We start from the raw sequence: 14,029 nt of genomic DNA, 5'->3' as shown, positions 1-14,029 counted from the left end.
TTTTCTGAATCTCTTTCGTCATAGCCCGTAGCCGTAGGGCGCAATAAGCGTAGCGCATTGCGCCGTATGACTAGACGATTGATAGAAACCCCCGTTCGTGGGGTGTTTTTTCGTCTGAGCTAGTTCGGCGCAATGCGCTGCGCTTATTGCGCCCTACGCCCTTGTCGTTTTTGCCCGTTTTTGCCTTGTCCGGATTGCCCCCGCTACGTTTTAAAAACTTTTAAAGTTAGTGATTCCTGCCATGTTTTATGCGCAACAATTTTTTCTGAATCTGATTAAACGTACCAGCCTTGTAACGCAAATCATCATCGGTTTAATCGCCGGGATTTTGTTTGCTCTGGTCTTTCCTGTCGCTGCGGTATCCGTGGGCTTCATCGGTAGTGTGTTTGTCTCGGCGTTGAAGGCGGTAGCGCCCATTCTGGTTTTTGTCCTGGTGATGGCTTCGATTGCCAGCCATAAAAAAGGCCAGAAAACGCATATTCGGCCGATTCTGCTGCTCTATCTGCTGGGCACATTCGCCGCCGCGATGGTGGCAGTCATCGCCAGTTTCATGTTTCCGTCGACACTGGTGCTAGTCGCCGATAATGTCGCGGTCGCAGCCCCGGGCACCATTACTGAAGTTTTGAAGACACTGTTGCTCAGCGTGGTCGATAACCCGGTCAACGCTTTAGTGAAAGGCAACTTTATCGGCATCCTGGCCTGGGCCGTTGGGCTGGGCATCGCACTTCGGCATGGCAGCAATACCACGCGGGTCGTGCTTGGTGACCTCTCCGACGGCGTGTCGTACATCGTCAAGGTGGTGATCTGCTTTGCTCCTCTGGGAATATTCGGCCTGGTTGCCTCGACTCTGGCCGAATCTGGTTTCGGTGCGCTGCTGGGCTATCTGCAACTGTTGCTGGTACTGGTTGGCTGCATGTTGTTTGTTGCTCTGGTGATAAACCCGGTGATCGTCTATTGGCAGATTCGCCGCAATCCCTATCCGATGGTCTTGACCTGCTTGCGCGAGAGTGGGATTACCGCGTTTTTCACGCGCAGTTCCGCCGCCAACATTCCGGTAAACCTGCAACTCTGCGAGCGTTTTGGCTTGCATGAAGACACCTATTCAGTCTCGATCCCGCTGGGCGCGACCATTAATATGGCCGGCGCAGCAATCACCATCACAGTACTCACCCTGGCGGCAGTCCATACGCTGGGGATTGCGGTGGATATTCCGACTGCAATTTTGCTCAGTGTGGTGGCGTCGATTTGCGCCTGCGGAACGTCCGGGGTCGCGGGCGGTTCCTTGTTGCTGATCCCGCTGGCTTGCAGCCTGTTCGGCATCCCCAGCGAGGTTTCCATGCAGGTGGTGGCGATCGGCTTCATCATCAGTATTGTGCAGGATTCGGCGGAAACGGCGCTGAACTCCTCCACTGACGTATTGTTTACGGCTGCGGCCTGTATGGCGAAGGGCGATTATGCGGATTCCGCCACAGAGACCGGCTGATGCTGGTACGTATTCGGTTGTAGCGGTTTTAGATTTGATTCTCTAATTTTGTGCAAACCGGGATATTTTGCCAAAGAATGCACGTAATCAACTAAAAATTCACCAATGTCAGGTGAATTCGCGTTTTCATCGTGCATCTATGTCATGTAATGAAATGATGCAGCATTCCGTATTCTGAGTGGCGTATTCCACATGGCGCATTTGGCCGATTTGTGCTCGCACTCATAATAGAATGAACGTTCTGATTTTTACTTTTGTGCAATTTTGACAAACAGAGTGGAGCGAACATGCATTTTCTTCCTGGGATTAAATCATCGTTGTTTTTGGCATTAGCCCTATCCTGTCTATCCTGTTTTAGTTCTCTAAGTTTTGCTGCCGAAAGCGCTGGCGTCAGCATGGATGACGCAGTCACGGTAGGCAAGCAGCAACTGCATCTGAATGGCCTGGGCGTACGCTCCAAGCTGGTTTTCAAAGTCTATGTGGCAGGATTGTATCTGGCCGGTAAAGAGACCAGCGTGCCTGAAGTGCTGGCGGCGGCCGGCCCCAAACGGGTCAGAATCGTGATGCTGCGGGATGTCAGCAACGATGAGTTTGGACGCGGCTTCATGGCCGGCATCAGGCAAAATTCCGACCGTGCCGAACTGATGAAAATCACCGGCCCGTTGATGAAGTTCGGTGAATTGTTCGCCTCAGTACCGGAACTGAAAAAAGGTGATGTACTGACCACCGACTGGCTGCCGGGAATTGGCACGCAGATGCAGCTCAATGGCAAAAACATCGGCGACATTATTCCTGATGAGAATTTTTATCACGCGTTGTTAAAGATCTGGCTGGGTGAAAAACCGCTGGACAATGCGCTCAAGCGCCTGCTGCTTGGCGCTGCGCAGCTTGGAAATGCGGACTCGGCTTCGCGCTAGGGCCGGGTGCTATCCTGGCCCTGATTCAGAAGCTTTTCTACTCTGAATCGTCATAAAGCTGCTGCCGGTTACAGGCCCAATTGAAAGAAATTGTTACCTTCTGTTTCCGTTATCCGGAGTCTGGGGAAATGCGTTGTAAGGTGGTGACGCATCTGTCCCGGGTTATCCGTTTGCGACAGAATGCATTGCGGTACGGCATTTTTTGAAAAAATCAGGGGCGTGATGCGAAAGCGATTGTTGTTGGTGGGCGGCGGCCATGCGCATCTGTTCGTGCTGGAGGCGTTGCGCCTGCAACGCGCATTGTGGCGTGAGAGGCTGGAAATAACCTTGCTGTCGCGCGATGTCATGACGCCGTATTCCGGCATGTTGCCGGGACTGGTCGCCGGGCATTACCGCAGTTCGGAATGTCATGTCGATTTGCGGCCGCTGGCAAACAGTGCCGGCATCGAGCTGGTGCAGGTCGGCGTAGATCAGATCGACCTGCAGCGCAATGTTGCCATGGCACAGGGCCGGGAGTGGCGCTTCGATCTGGTGTCGCTTGACATCGGTGCGACGCCGCCATTGGCGCTGGTGCCGGGCGCGGCTGAACACGCGCTGGGAATCAAGCCGATCGATGTCTTCCTGCAGCGATGGCATGCACTGGAACAGACCAGCGCTGCGCTGCAGCGGCCGATCCATATCGTGGTGGTCGGCGCCGGCGCCGGCGGGGTCGAAATGGCGCTGGCCATGGCGCATCGTTTGCGGACCCGGCGCAGTTTGGTGAAATTGTCGCTGGTCACGCGTACCGCTCTGCTGCCTGCTTATCCACGCCGCGCCGCGCGTCTGGCGGCACGCCATCTGGAAGCTGCCGGAGTCGCGTTGCTGACCGGGACCAGCGTAAGTTCGGTGACGCCGGGACGGCTCAACTTTGATAATGGCAGCACCGCGTCTTTCGATCATCTGCTCTGGGCCACCGGCGCAGCAGCGCAGCCGTGGCTGGCGCAGTCTGGAGTGGCGACGGTGGACGGCGGCTTCGTGCAGATCAACCAGCATTTGCAATCGGTGAGCCATCCGCAACTGTTTGCCGCCGGCGATATTGCCAGCAATCCGCAGCAGTCGCGCCCGAAAGCCGGCGTGTTTGCGGTGCGGCAGGGGCCGATATTGGCGCAAAACCTGCTGCATCAAGTATTTGGCGAACCCTTGATCGAGCATCGGCCGCAGCGCGATTATTTATCGCTGCTGACAACCGGGGCGCGCCATGCAATCGCTTGCTGGCACGGGTTGGTGTGGCAGGGCGACTGGGTGTGGCGCTGGAAGGATGGAATCGACCGGCGTTTCATGCGGCGTTTTGCACTGCCGTTGCAGCCGGCAGATCCGTTGCCGGAGCCTGGACCCGACGACCGGGTTTGAATTTGCCTGCGTCAGGCTGCCCATTCCGATAAAATATGTGCGCGCAATATACTGTGCCAGCCGCTGAATTGATGCTGGCTGTCATATTTTTTCAGGAGCAGTGACAGATGCTAGAACCAAAAACCGACCTTTCGCCCAGCCAGCTTTTTCTGAATAACCAAGCCTGGGCTGATGCCATCAAGGCCAAGGATGCAGATTATTTCAAGAAGTTGGCAGCGCAGCAGTCGCCGGAATATTTGTGGATCGGCTGCTCCGACAGCCGCGTTCCGGCCAATGAACTGCTCGGATTGCTGCCGGGCGAACTGTTTGTCCATCGCAATATTGCCAACGTGGTGGTGCATACCGACCTCAACTGTCTTTCGGTGCTGCAGTTTGCCATCGATGTGCTGGGCGTCAAGCATGTGATCATTTGCGGCCACTATGGCTGTTCCGGAGTGCATGCAGCATTGACGCGCCGCCGCATCGGCCTGGCCGACAACTGGCTGCGCCATGTGCAGGATGTGCATCAGAAACATGAGAAATATTTCGGCGATGTCTTGCCCAGCCGTGCGCAGCAGGATCGCTTGTGCGAATTGAACGTGATCGAGCAAGTCACCAATCTATGCCAGACCACCATCCTGCAAGATGCCTGGGAACGCGGCCAGCCAGTGACGGTGCACGGCTGGGTGTATGGCTTGCAGGACGGCTTGTTGCGCGAACTCGGGATGGAAGTCGATTCAGCCGAAGTACTGGCGCAAAGGCTGGCGACGGTGTTTGACCGCTATCAACTAGTGCTGTGAAATAATGGTTTTTACGGGGGGTATATCAATAAACTATGCTATGACCGCATGTATTCATTGCGGCATGTAAAAATACAGTGTGGCGTATTAAATAATGAAGGCTACACGTGGGCGGCGTGATCCAGCACTTCAGTAGCCCACTGATTCAAGCTTTTGCCGGATGCCTCGGCAGCGATGGCGGCAGCGGCATGCACTTCCGGCGGAACGCGCAGCATTATTTTGCCGGACGCTGGTTTTTGCGGCTGGCGACCGGCGGCATTGCAATCTGCCAGGTAATGGTCGATTGCATTATGGAAATCGGAGGTCAGTTCGGCGACGGTTTCGCCGTGGAAGCTGATGATGTCGACAATACCGAGAACGCGACCCACAAAAACAGCATCGAGGGGATCGAATTCAACACGGGCACCGTAGCCCTTATAGGTCATGGTGTTGTTCATGGTTTGATTCCTTCTGATTCTAGCAATGCACGGAATTCCTCAACTTGATAGCGCTTGGCTTCCTTGCCCGGATGTGGGCGATGTGGGTACAAGCGCTTTGCGTTGATCTCAAATACCACAAAAACCTTCTGTTACGCACTTCACCAGCAGAACGAGCCGAAATCGGTAGGTCGGGTTAGCGAGTGCGTAACCCGACATTCTCAGCCGCAAATGTCGGGGCAGTTTTGTAGGTTCAGCGATGAAGCCGCTAACCCGACCTACAAAACCTAGCCCAACCACCAAAATCCGGTCCCATATTTGTCCAGTTTTTCGTGTATTTCGTGGACAAATGTATTTGCTGGTAATTGTTATGCGGCTGCTTTGGTTCTCGCAAGATTCATCGCAAGCAAGCGGCGCAGAATTTCATCGTCTGGCATTTCCGGTGTGTAATCCTGCCAGTTGTAGGCGACGGCGACGGCTTTGTCGAGGCTTTCATGCCGCATTCAGTCTGGCTGGCATTTCGTTGCAGAGGTTGGTCAGAGTGCGCTTCTTCCATGTCACAGCTTGTTCCGGCTTAGCGACCGGGCGCTCGGGAAACCAGGTTTTCCTTCTTCCTGCGTGATTACCCACTCCAGCCAACCTTCCGGGTTGAGCCATTTTCCCCGCCAGCCATTGAGATCGGCAGTGGCTTTCAAGGCGAATAGCCTCCCGATTATCTGCCCGTAGCGGCTTTACATGTGTCTCCACATAGGTGAATGGTGCAATGTAATCGGCAGCGTCGGTCAGCTCTTTCCGGCGAAATCCACCACCCTGTTGCCAGCCCAGCGCCGAGTAATGTCAGAGCCGTTATAGACAGGCCGCAGCACGTCGCTGTTGGGGCGACTATTCGGATTGCCGGTATCTTTCAGTCAGACCAATGCGGTTGCCGTGTCGACCTTGAACGGCCCGGATTGACAGAGGCCGAAGAACGAACGATTCTTGTGGGTTGCCAGCGGTCGTGCACTGGTCAAGTCCAGCGCCTCAGCCTGCGCACTACCAGTAAGGTCTGAATGGATAGCGGAAACGGGCTGGCCGTCGAGCCGGATTTGGCAGGGTGAGTTAGCCGATTTATCGCGTAATCCGATACTTGGCTCGGATTGATTCACCGATTGATGAATTACGGAATGCTGTGTGCCAAAGCACACCAGCGAAACCCGTACCGCTGCGCCTTCGTTGATCCAATTCTCGTCCGACCACGCCTCAAAGATGTTTGTGCTATTCAAAATCCGCGCAACCCGCTGGCCGTCCAAGTGCCGCGTGCGCGCATGGCTTTGGCGAGGCTGGAAAACTGGCTGGCGGCCTCGGCTATGATGGCGGCGTTGGATTTCTCAGGGCGGAGTTTTTCGGGATCGGTGAAGACCCAGCGCAGCAGTTGCCGTTTGCCGGGATCGGTCAGCTCTGCAATGCGGATTTCACGCGGCTCAATTTAATCGCACACATTGTGCGTATTTACTTGCTAAAAACAGTTACTCTTCATGGGAATCCATTGGAGTATAGCAATAATTGATGCTATAGCCGCATGATTACATGCGGCCTCAAAAAATACATTGCCGGGTATATTTCAATTGCAGAGCCGGCCGACTATGAATACACCTGCAACCGGCCATCCCGTAATTTCAGGCGTTGTACTTGCGGCAGCGCGATCAGGTCGCGGTCGTGGCAGGCCATGATTACGCTGCTGCCCTCTTTCAGCAGGGTTGGAATCAGCTCGATCACTTGTTCGCGCGCGGCGCCGTCGAGGTTGGAAGTGGGCTCGTCCAGCAACAGCAGTCGGGGTTTCAGGATGCGGGCCCGGGCCAGTGCCACGCGCTGCTTTTCGCCGCCGGATAAAGTGGTTGCCAGGTTGTCGCGCAAGTGCGCGACGCCCGCCCACTCCATTGCTTCTGCGGTTTGCTTGGCGCGCAATACTCTGGAATTGCCGCGCAGCTTCAGGCCGAAGTTGATATTGGCCGCGACGCTGCCGGCAAACATGACTGGATGCTGGTGCACGTAAATGATCGCGGCGCGCAATGCGGTGGGGTAGGGCGTCAGCGACATCGGCATGGACATAGATTCGCCGAGCAGGGCAAGCGCGCCGGATTCGGCGGTTTCCAGCCCTGCCAGGATGCGCAGCAGCGTGCTTTTTCCGGCCCCATTGACGCCGGTCAGCACATAGGCGCTGGCGCTGGCGATCGAAAAGCTATCGATATCGAGCACGATGCGCTGGCCGTGGCGCTTGCGCAACTGCCGCAGTTGCAGAAGTAGCGTCATAGTGTCATTACCGTTGCCCTTGCCGCTGCGCGTCGCCCTGCAGCAGCATCAGCGCGGCATTGATCACCAGCGCAATCGCGATCAGCACCAGGCCCAGCGCAATGCCTTGAGCGAATTCGCCCTTGCTGGTTTCCAGCGCAATTGCCGTGGTAATGGTGCGGGTGGCGCCGGCGATATTGCCGCCGACCATCATCGCGCAACCGACTTCCGAAATCACCCGGCCGAAACCGTTGATGACGGCTGCCATCACGCCGAATCGTACTTCATGCAGCAGCGTGAGCATCACGCGCAGACGCGAGGCGCCGAGCGTGATGGCGGTTTCCGCCAGACGCGGATCGGCCGCCTGCACCGCAGCCAGCGTCAGCGCGATCAGCACCGGCAGCGCGATGATTGCTTGCCCGGCGATGACGCCGGACTGCGAAAACAGCCATTGCAAATCGCCCAGCGGCCCTTGGCGCGTGAGCATCATGTAGAGCAGCAGGCCGATCAGCACGGTGGGCACCGACAGCGCCACTTGCGCCAGCCAGATCAGGATGCGGCGGCCGCGAAAGTTGCTACTGGCAAGCGCATAGCCGGCCAGCAGTGCGATCGGGGTGGCAATCGCCAGCCCGACGATGGAAGTCTTGAGCGATACCCAGATAATTTGCCACAGCGCGGCGTCGCCCGAAAACAGCAGCGCGAACGCAGCGCCGGTGGCCTCCAACATTCCCATCGGCTAGCGGCGCTTAATGTGAAAGTCGCGCAGCGACTCATTTCGCTCCCCTCTCCCGCTTGCGGGAGAGGGGTTGGGGGGGGAAGCAGGGGTTTCGGGCAGCATGCTGCCCGCCTGCTGAACGGCATTCGCTTGCAAGCGAATGTGCGCCCTGCAAGGGAGGGGGCATGGTGCTTTCATGGCTGTCAGAAGCAGTGTTCGGCAGCCGGGAACGATTTATCCTTGACCGCCGCGACATACGCCTGCACCGCCGCGCCGATGCTGGTTTGACCGTCCATGAAGTTCTTCACAAAGCGCGCCTTGCGGCCCGGGAATACGCCCAGCATGTCGTGCATTACCAGCACCTGGCCGGAACAATCCGGCCCGGCACCAATGCCGATAGTTGGGATCGCCAGTAATTCGGTCACTTTGCGGCCCAGCGCGGCGGGAATCGCTTCCAGCACCAGCAGTGCGGCGCCGGCGGCTTGTAGCGCCAGTGCGTCAGCCTTGAGCGTGTCAGCCGCTTCCAGCGTCTTGCCTTGCACCTTGTAGCCGCCCAACTGATGCACCGATTGTGGCGTCAGACCAAGATGGGCGCAGACCGGTACCGCGCGTTCGGTCAGGAAACGCACGGTCTCGGCCAGCCATGCGCCGCCTTCAAGTTTGACCATGTGGGCGCCGGCCTGGATCAATTGCACCGCGTTGTTGAATGCCGATTCAGGCGTGGCGTAGCTGCCGAACGGCATGTCGGCCAGCACCATGGCCGCCTGGTTGCCGCGCGCGACGCAGGCGGTATGGTAGGCGATGTCAGCGACCGTGACGGGCAGGGTCGAATGGTGGCCCTGGCACACCATGCCGAGCGAATCGCCGATCAGCAGCACTTCGACCCCGCAGCTATCCATCAGAGCCGCGAAGCTGGCGTCGTAGCAGGTCAGCATGCTGATCTTCTGGTCCGCGGCGCGCATCGCGTTCAGCGATGGAATCGTGACAGCCTTGGTCGCGACCGGTTTGGCGGCAGCCGTCGGTGTGCCGGCAGCGGCCATGTCTTTTCCTTGCAAATAACTAGCCATAAAAATCCTTTAAGTTACAAAACCTGGTTGCAATAGTGTAGCGCCCTGGCGCGGACTTGGTACTGCGCAGCAATATTGTTGCGCACCTTAACCACGAAAAATGAAATACACCGCGCCCACCAGACACAGACCCGCCCAAACGAAATCGAGCTTGAACGACTGGCCCATGTACAGCATGGCGAACGGCACAAACACCACGAGTGTAATTACTTCCTGCATGATTTTCAGTTGCGCCAGATTGAACTGGGTATAACCGATGCGGTTGGCCGGCACTTGCAGCATGTATTCAAACAGCGCAATCGCCCAACTCACCAACGCCGCGATCCACCACGGCTTGCTGGCCAAGTTTTTCAGATGACCGTACCAGGCTATGGTCATGAAAATATTCGAAAAGAACAGCAGGCTGACAGTTTGCAGTGTGATGGAATTTGGCATGGTGTCGCCTGAAACGTTTTGGTGATGCAAGAAATATTAATGGGGTATGCATTAAAACATACCATCTTCCGCATGTATTTTGAGTGCTTCAAAAAATACTAGATGTATATCTTAAAAAATAGTAGCTATTCAGCCTGCCATATGAGACTTCCGAAGGAAGTGGTTTTTGGTGGAGCGCACCATTTTGTTCTTAATTGCCATGCCGGCTAAATAGTAGCCAAAAAGTATATTTTTACACTGTGCTCGCGTCAGATCTTCTGAATGACCTGATCCGCCACTGCCGGCGCGAACTGATGTGCGGCGCCGTGGCCCGGGATCTGGATCAGCGGGTCGATTTGCAGCAACGGGATCAGCACGAAGGCGCGCTGTGTCATGCGCGGATGCGGCACTTGCAGCGTCGCGCTGGCAATCGTCTGGTTGCCGTACAGCAGCAGATCAAGGTCGAGCGTGCGTGGCGCATTCGGATACGGGCGCTGGCGGCCGAAATCCTGTTCGATCGCTTGCAGCGCCAGCAGCAGTTCGGCGGCTGGCAAGCGGGTTTCCAGTTGCACCACCGCATTGATGAAATCGTCGCCGGCAGCGTCAATCGGCGCGCTGCGAAACAGGCTCGATTGCGCGCTGACACGGGTATCGGGCAGGGTTTGCAGTTGTTCGATGGCGCGCAGCACTTGACTGCGCGCATCGCCCAGATTGGCCCCCAGGCCAATGTAAGCTTGCATTGGCGGCTGCAATGTCACTGCGCGCTTTCGGTGCTGCCGATGACTTTCTTGCGGCCGCGTCCGCCGCGTGATGCGCCGCGTTTTGCTGCGCCGTCGGGCGCGCTGGCACTGCGCGGTTTTGCGGTCAGCAATACTTCGCGCTCGTTGCCATCGGCGGCCATGAAGCTGGTCCACCATACGCCGATCTCGGCATCGATTTCGCCGGAAGCGCAGCGCAGCAGCAGGAAGTCGTAAGCGGCGCGCAGGCGCGGATGCTCCAGTAGTTTGTAGGGCGATTTGCCGACACGGCGCTCGAAGCGCGGCTGCATGGCCCAGATGTCGCGCATGTCGGAGCCGATCTTGCGCTGAATCGCCAGCTTGTCGGATTGCGTGTCGAGCACGTCGTCGGCGGCCAGATGCAAGGCGGGAATCGGATTTTCGCCGGCGGCCTGGTAGGCAGTCCACTTCTCCAGCACCTGATGCCACAACAGCGATGCAAACAGAAATCCGGGCGAAACCGGTTTGCCCAGCTTGACCCGCTCGTCGGTGGCGGCCAGCGCCAGCGTGATGAATTTTTCGCCCATCGGCTGTTCCAGCACCACGTCGAGCAAGGGCAGCAAGCCGTGATGCAAGCCTTCCGATCGCAAGCGTTTCAGGCAGGCCAGCGCCTGGCCGCTCAACAGCAGCTTGAGCATTTCGTCGAATACCCGGGCCGAGGGCACGTTGTTGATCAGCGGCGCCATTACCGCAATCGGCGCGGCGGTGGTGGGGTCGATCGAAAACTGCAGCCGGGCTGCGAAGCGCACCGCCCGCAACATGCGCACCGGATCTTCGCGGAAACGCGCCTCCGGGACGCCGATGATGCGCAGCGTTTTCTTGCGGATGTCGGCCATGCCGCCGTGAAAGTCGAGCACGGTCTGGGTTGCCGGATCGTAATACATCGCATTGATGGTGAAATCGCGCCGCACCGCATCCTCGTGGTGGGCACCGAAGGTATTGTCGCGCAGCACGCGACCATGCTCGTCCTTGGGCGACTCGACTGCGGCCGGGCCGCGGAAGGTGGTCACTTCCAGCAAATCCTGGCCGAACATCACATGCACGATCTGGAACCGCTTGCCGATGATGAAGGCGCGCCTGAATAAACGCTTGACTTGCTCCGGGGTGGCGTCGGTGGCGATGTCGAAATCTTTCGGCTTTACGCCCAGCAGCAGGTCGCGCACCGCGCCGCCCACCACATACGCCTTGAAGCCGGCGTCCTGCAGGGTTTTCGTGACGCGGATCGCGTTGTTCGATAAAAGCGCCGGGTCGATGCCGTGCTGTTTCGGGCCGAGCGTGTCCGCCTCCATGTTGTTGCCGGCGGCATCGGTCTTGTGCATGCCCAATATTTTACGGATGTATTTTTTAATCATGGAATAACTTCAGGATGGGCCAGCCGAGCGCTCTGGCGTGCGCTTCCAGTATGGCATTGGGATTGGTCGCCACCGGATGGGTGACGGCCGACAGCAGCGGAATATCGTTTTGCGAATCGCTGTAAAAATGGCTCTGATCGAAGCTGGCTAGGGATTTCCCCATGCCAGCGAGCCAGTCGTGGGTATGGCGCACCTTGCCGGCGCCTGAACTCGGAATCCCGATCAGTTTGCCGGTGATGGTGCCGTCGGGCCGGGTTTCCGGCTCGGCTGCGATCAGATGCCGCACTCCCAGCGCTCTGGCAATCGGCGCGGCGACGAAACGGTTGGTGGCGGTGATGATGGCCACCAGATCGTCGGCGTCCTGATGGCGTTTCAGCAGGTCGCGCGCTGCCGGCGTGATGACCGGCAGGATCACTTCGGCCATGAATTGCGCATGCCAGTCGTCCAGTTGCCGGCGCGAAAATTGCGCCAGCGTACCCAGTGCGAATTCCAGGTATTCGACCGGGTCCAGCGTGCCGGCCTGGTACTGGACGAAGAAGGCGGCATTGCGCAGCTCGAATGCGGCAGGGTCTACCGCGCCGATGCGGGCCAGAAATTGCCCCCATTCATAATCGGAATCGATCGGAATCAGGGTGTGATCGAGGTCAAACAGGGCTAAATTCATGGTGCTTTCGGTGCGCTTTCCGGAGGTTCAAGTTGTCCCAGTTGCAGCAGGCTGCGCAACAGCGACAAGGTAATCGGGCGTTGGGTTTCCAGGGAATATTTATCCAGACCGTCCAGAATGGTCGATAGCGAGCGCATGTCGCGCTCGGTGTGTGTCAGCAAATACGGCAGCACGCCAGGCGATAAACTCAGGCCGCGCATCTGGGCGGAATGGTTCAGGGCGGCAATTTTCTCTTCGTCGGTGAGTTCATGCAGGCGGTAAATCAAGCCCCAGCCGAGCCGGGTGCGCAAGTCTTCCCGCACCGTCAGGGTGGCTGGCGGCAGGTTGCCGCTGACCACCAGCGCAGTGCCGTGCTCACGCACCTGATTGAACAGGTTGAAGGCTTCGATTTGCAGCGCGGGGGATAACTGGTCGCAGTCGTCGATCAAATACAGCGTGACGCCAGGGTCGAACTGGAAGGCTGCCGCGTCGGCTTCGGATGTAATGAAACGCGCAGTGGGCGCGGCCGCTTCCGCCACCGCACGCAGCAGATGGGTTTTGCCGGCGCCGGGCTGGCCCCAGACATATACGAAGCGTTCGCTGGAGACGCGCGCCACGATTTGCTGCAGGCGCTCGGCCAGTTCGGGATTCTGTCCGACGAAGAAGTTATCGAAGGTCTGCGGTTTTTCCGCCCCTAAATCGAGTAGTAGTTGCCGCATCATTGGTTGTAAAAGCTACTTTCTAAATAATGTGCGCGCACATGCTTGATCGCGACTGAAAAAATGGCCGCCATCGGCAGCGCCAGCAGGATGCCGACAAAACCGAACAGCTGACCGAACGCCATCAGCGCGAAAATCACCGCCAGCGGATGCAGGCCGATGCGCTCGCCGATCAGGCGCGGCGTCAGGAAATAGCTTTCGATCACTTGGCCCATTCCGTAAATCAAGGCCACCAGAAGCAAGCCGTGCAAGCCGTCGAATTGTAGTACCGCTGCAATCAGCGCCAGTATCAGGCCCAGTCCGAAGCCCAGATAGGGAATGAAAGCCAGCAAGCCGGTGATGATGCCGACCGGCAGCCCAACGTCAAAGCCCGCCAGCATCAGGCTCACCGAGTAATACACTGCCAAAATCAGCATCACCAGCAATTGCCCACGCAGGTATTGCGCCAGCAAGCCATCGACATCGTTCGAGATCACGCGGGTTTTGTCGATCCACGGGCGCGGTATCAGCCTGAAGGTGGATGTCAAAATTCGATGCCAGTCCAGCAATAGGTAGAACAGGATGAATGGAATCAGCAGCACCATTGCGGTCCACCCCAGCACCGCCGAACTACCCTGTTTGGCCGAGGTGAGCAGGGTACCCCAGATCTGGTCGCCGCTGGAGGCCATCTTCGACGACACCAGTTCTTTCAGGCCATCGATATCCAGATTGACGTGAATTCCCAGTGCCGTCAGACGTGGGCTCAGAAAATTATTTGCCTGCGCCAGAAAGGCCGGTATTTTTTCGCGCAACAGCGGCAACTGGCTCTGCAACACCGGCACCACGATCAGGATCAGCGCCAGCAGTGTGGCAAACAGCAGCGCAATCACCAGCAATGCCGCCACCGGGCGCGGCAGCCTGAAGCGGCCGATGCGCTTGCGGTCGAGCCAGTCGACGCCCGGGTTGAGCGCATACGCCAGAATCGCCGCCGCAATGAACGGGGTCAGAACCGGCCCCAGCAAGATCAGCAGGACGATCAGTAATATCCCCAGCGCTAGCCAGGTTGCGGATTGTTTTTGCTCGGAAGTGAAGGGAAATGGCATTAAATGGGT

General features: G+C 57.7%; 17 protein-coding genes. 4 read left to right on the top strand and 13 right to left on the bottom strand.

The genetic code is table 11. The annotated features are described in order from the left end of the window. Positions 1-241 precede the first annotated feature (241 nt). From sstT to can, 4 genes are all read left to right on the top strand, one after another. Positions 242-1,483 (top strand): serine/threonine transporter SstT, encoded by a 1,242-nt coding sequence (gene sstT, locus KGFNPO_RS11700; RefSeq protein ID WP_472631448.1) that lies wholly within the window; start codon positions 242-244, stop codon positions 1,481-1,483. Between the two features lie 287 nt (positions 1,484-1,770). Beyond that, complete coding sequence (locus KGFNPO_RS11695; RefSeq protein WP_472631447.1) at positions 1,771-2,400, top strand: chalcone isomerase family protein; 630 nt, start codon at positions 1,771-1,773, stop codon at positions 2,398-2,400. Positions 2,401-2,622: 222 nt separating this feature from the next. Next, positions 2,623-3,789 (top strand): FAD-dependent oxidoreductase, encoded by a 1,167-nt coding sequence (locus tag KGFNPO_RS11690; RefSeq protein WP_472631446.1) that lies wholly within the window; start codon positions 2,623-2,625, stop codon positions 3,787-3,789. A gap of 107 nt (positions 3,790-3,896) precedes the next feature. After that, a complete protein-coding gene (can, locus tag KGFNPO_RS11685; RefSeq protein WP_472631445.1) occupies positions 3,897-4,568 on the top strand; it encodes a carbonate dehydratase in 672 nt (223 codons plus the stop codon). A gap of 101 nt (positions 4,569-4,669) precedes the next feature. On the opposite strand, the gene KGFNPO_RS11680 is transcribed toward can, so the two are convergent. From KGFNPO_RS11680 to KGFNPO_RS11620, 13 genes are all read right to left on the bottom strand, one after another. Further along, positions 4,670-5,005, bottom strand: a complete 336-nt coding sequence (locus KGFNPO_RS11680) for a type II toxin-antitoxin system HicB family antitoxin (protein ID WP_472631444.1) — start codon at positions 5,003-5,005, stop codon at positions 4,670-4,672. Between the two features lie 347 nt (positions 5,006-5,352). After that, positions 5,353-5,487, bottom strand: coding sequence for a hypothetical protein (locus KGFNPO_RS11675; protein ID WP_472631443.1), 135 nt, complete (start codon positions 5,485-5,487; stop codon positions 5,353-5,355). A 54-nt stretch (positions 5,488-5,541) separates the two neighbouring features. Continuing rightward, positions 5,542-5,679 carry a hypothetical protein gene (locus tag KGFNPO_RS11670; protein ID WP_472631442.1) on the bottom strand — a complete coding sequence of 46 codons (138 nt, stop codon included), beginning with the start codon at positions 5,677-5,679 and terminating at the stop codon, positions 5,542-5,544. A 213-nt stretch (positions 5,680-5,892) separates the two neighbouring features. Further along, on the bottom strand, positions 5,893-6,246 hold the full coding sequence (locus KGFNPO_RS11665) for a hypothetical protein (RefSeq protein WP_472631441.1): 354 nt from the start codon (positions 6,244-6,246) through the stop codon (positions 5,893-5,895). Between the two features lie 358 nt (positions 6,247-6,604). Next, on the bottom strand, positions 6,605-7,273 hold the full coding sequence (locus tag KGFNPO_RS11660) for an ABC transporter ATP-binding protein (RefSeq protein WP_472631440.1): 669 nt from the start codon (positions 7,271-7,273) through the stop codon (positions 6,605-6,607). A 7-nt stretch (positions 7,274-7,280) separates the two neighbouring features. Next, on the bottom strand, positions 7,281-7,985 hold the full coding sequence (locus KGFNPO_RS11655; RefSeq protein WP_472631439.1) for an ABC transporter permease: 705 nt from the start codon (positions 7,983-7,985) through the stop codon (positions 7,281-7,283). A 185-nt stretch (positions 7,986-8,170) separates the two neighbouring features. After that, positions 8,171-9,034: a 3-methyl-2-oxobutanoate hydroxymethyltransferase gene (gene panB, locus KGFNPO_RS11650; RefSeq protein ID WP_472631438.1), complete on the bottom strand. Its 864-nt coding sequence runs from the start codon at positions 9,032-9,034 to the stop codon at positions 8,171-8,173. 87 nt (positions 9,035-9,121) lie between these two features. Beyond that, positions 9,122-9,469 (bottom strand): DMT family protein, encoded by a 348-nt coding sequence (locus tag KGFNPO_RS11645; RefSeq protein ID WP_472631437.1) that lies wholly within the window; start codon positions 9,467-9,469, stop codon positions 9,122-9,124. Positions 9,470-9,717: 248 nt separating this feature from the next. Next, positions 9,718-10,188 (bottom strand): 2-amino-4-hydroxy-6-hydroxymethyldihydropteridine diphosphokinase, encoded by a 471-nt coding sequence (gene folK, locus KGFNPO_RS11640; protein ID WP_472631436.1) that lies wholly within the window; start codon positions 10,186-10,188, stop codon positions 9,718-9,720. A 14-nt stretch (positions 10,189-10,202) separates the two neighbouring features. Then, positions 10,203-11,576, bottom strand: coding sequence for a polynucleotide adenylyltransferase PcnB (gene pcnB / locus KGFNPO_RS11635; RefSeq protein ID WP_472631435.1), 1,374 nt, complete (start codon positions 11,574-11,576; stop codon positions 10,203-10,205). Next, positions 11,569-12,240, bottom strand: a complete 672-nt coding sequence (locus KGFNPO_RS11630) for a histidinol-phosphatase (protein WP_472631434.1) — start codon at positions 12,238-12,240, stop codon at positions 11,569-11,571. Before KGFNPO_RS11630 ends, pcnB begins: the two co-directional genes overlap by 8 nt. Further along, the gene (gene hda, locus KGFNPO_RS11625; RefSeq protein ID WP_472631433.1) at positions 12,237-12,938 is read right to left on the bottom strand and encodes a DnaA regulatory inactivator Hda; all 702 of its coding nucleotides are present in this window, start codon (positions 12,936-12,938) and stop codon (positions 12,237-12,239) included. Before hda ends, KGFNPO_RS11630 begins: the two co-directional genes overlap by 4 nt. Continuing rightward, the gene (locus tag KGFNPO_RS11620) at positions 12,938-14,020 is read right to left on the bottom strand and encodes an AI-2E family transporter (protein WP_472631432.1); all 1,083 of its coding nucleotides are present in this window, start codon (positions 14,018-14,020) and stop codon (positions 12,938-12,940) included. The genes hda and KGFNPO_RS11620 overlap by 1 nt, the downstream gene beginning before the upstream one ends. Positions 14,021-14,029 lie beyond the last annotated feature (9 nt).

The organism is Gelidimonas diazotrophica (genome assembly GCF_055694025.1).
Note: the sequence above shows the minus strand (reverse complement) of the source record. Positions and strands in the feature narration are given on the sequence as shown.